This window comes from Synechococcus sp. R6-7, from assembly GCF_047461695.1.
Taxonomy (GTDB): Bacteria; Cyanobacteriota; Cyanobacteriia; order Thermostichales; family Thermostichaceae; genus Thermostichus.
Genome location: NZ_JANSHS010000545.1, coordinates 1 through 1,927, shown reverse-complemented (window position 1 = coordinate 1,927; position 1,927 = coordinate 1). Strand labels below are relative to the sequence as shown.

The 1,927-nt window shown below is 48.9% G+C and carries 2 protein-coding genes; one reads left to right on the top strand and one right to left on the bottom strand.

The window, feature by feature from the left end; all coding sequences use genetic code 11:
• The first annotated feature begins 242 nt into the window (after window positions 1-242).
• Window positions 243-686 carry a DUF29 domain-containing protein gene (locus NW815_RS13985; protein ID WP_414388704.1) on the top strand — a complete coding sequence of 148 codons (444 nt, stop codon included), beginning with the start codon at window positions 243-245 and terminating at the stop codon, window positions 684-686.
• A 123-nt stretch (window positions 687-809) separates the two neighbouring features.
• Here NW815_RS13985 and NW815_RS13980 read toward each other — a convergent pair whose 3' ends face one another.
• On the bottom strand, window positions 810-1,739 hold the full coding sequence (locus tag NW815_RS13980) for a restriction endonuclease (protein WP_414388706.1): 930 nt from the start codon (window positions 1,737-1,739) through the stop codon (window positions 810-812).
• Window positions 1,740-1,927 lie beyond the last annotated feature (188 nt).

Sequence of the window (1,927 nt, the reverse complement as noted above, 5' to 3'; positions counted from 1 at the left end):
TTATCTTGACCACAGGGATCCCCCCCTTATCGCCTGGATCCTGGGCCGTGATCAAGCGCTCCAGACCTGTTGAAACCTCATATTGTTCAGGGTCAGGCCCCATTGGGATCCAACGCTGCCACAGATCCGAGGCTTTGTAGCTACAGAGTTTGAGGACTCGATAAACTTATGAGGTCGAAGCTCAACGGCTGGAACCGGTAGGATTGACTTATCTTTGGCCAGTGTCCTGCTAGGAATGGATTATGGCGCTTTACGACCGCGATTTTTATGCCTGGACACAAGAACAAGCCGCGCTGCTGAAATCGGGGCAGTGGGATCGATTGGATATTCCCAACTTGGTGGAGGAAATTGAGGCTTTGGGCAGGCAAGAACGCCGCGAACTGGTGAATCGACTAGGGATCCTGGTGGGCCATCTGCTAAAGTGGCAGTTTCAGCCTCAACAACGAAGCAAAAGTTGGACAGCCACAATCATCGAACAGCGGCAAGAAATCCAGGAGTTAATTGCGGATAATCCCAGCCTTAAGTCTTATCTGGTTGAAGCAATGAATAAAGCTTATCAAAAGAGCGTCCTGCTGGTGGCTAAAGAAACGCCCCTATCTCTGGACGATCTGCCTGACCGGTGTCCCTACACGTTGGATCAGGTGATGGATCCCAACTTTTACCCCGAGCAGGAGAGCCACCAGTGAGGATCTCGTCTTTCCCTCATGGCGTATCTCCCTCTTTCAGTTGGGCGTTTTCATAGTTAACATTCCACCTAGGCAAATGACAATTTCGCTATGGCCAATTGACGGTCTGAGCTGATGCGGTTGTCAGATGCTCTCTTCAAAATAATCACTATCAATCTTCTTTACCGGATACAATGAAACTGTAGATACGCCAACGTCGTGCTCAATCATTAGATTTGTTAGTTGTTCGCCGTCAATCAAAACAATCTTACTGCCGATCTGCGAAACGTAGCTGCTAGCGTCTTCAGTAAACCTGGAGGTAGTGATAAAAATACCCTTGTTTGCTCTTTGAGCCTGTAAAGCACCCACAAACTGCATGACATCAGGACGACCTACCGGATTGCTATCCCAACGCTTTGCCTGAATATACACAACATCAAGACCGAGTTTGTCCTCTTTTATGATCCCATCAATTCCACCGTCACCACTTCTACCAATTGCTTTGCCCGCATCTGCTCGTGAACCTCCATAGCCCATTTTGACCAGCAGTTCCACAACAACCTTTTCGAAGAAGGCGGGCGATACTTTCTTTAGCTTGGCAAGCAGTTCATCAGCCAGTTTGTCACGGAGACTTTCATATGCAGCTTCTAACTGCTCTAATGGTGTCGCTGCCGAAGTCTCTGATAAAGCTTTTTGTTTGCTTGCCTTGTTGCTGCTTCTTGTGTCTTTGGGCCCCTCAAATTCTCGGAACTCAGGATATTGCCTGAGTAACTCTACATTGATGGTTTTGGGCTGTTTTTCAAGAAGATCTCTTCCGCGGTCAGTAATTTGGTAGAATCCTCTGCGCGTTGTTTCCAGCAGCCCTGCCTTTTTCATATAAGTTGCAGCCCAGCCGACGCGATTGACAAAGGTTGGCTGTGTACCGCTTGGTAGCTTCTCCCTGAGATCGTCCTCTGTGAGGCCCAGTTCCTTTGCTAGAGCTTCAACAGCTTCGCTGGTTGATATTTCGGTTTCTTTACGTGCTGCAAACTGGAGAAGTGGCAACATCAAGCTCTGATAATCGGGAACGGCCATTTGTAGAACCGATGTGAAGACAGGGATCCCAAACCGAAGTAGGTTCCACCCATAACTTTACGCCAACCCTCTGCTGCAAGCCAGTTAGGGTATCCGCCAGGCCGGGAAGCCTCTGAAAAAAGTTTGACGTGGATGGCTCAGGCGTGATTTGAACACGCGACCAAGGGCTTATGAGTCCCCTGCTCTAC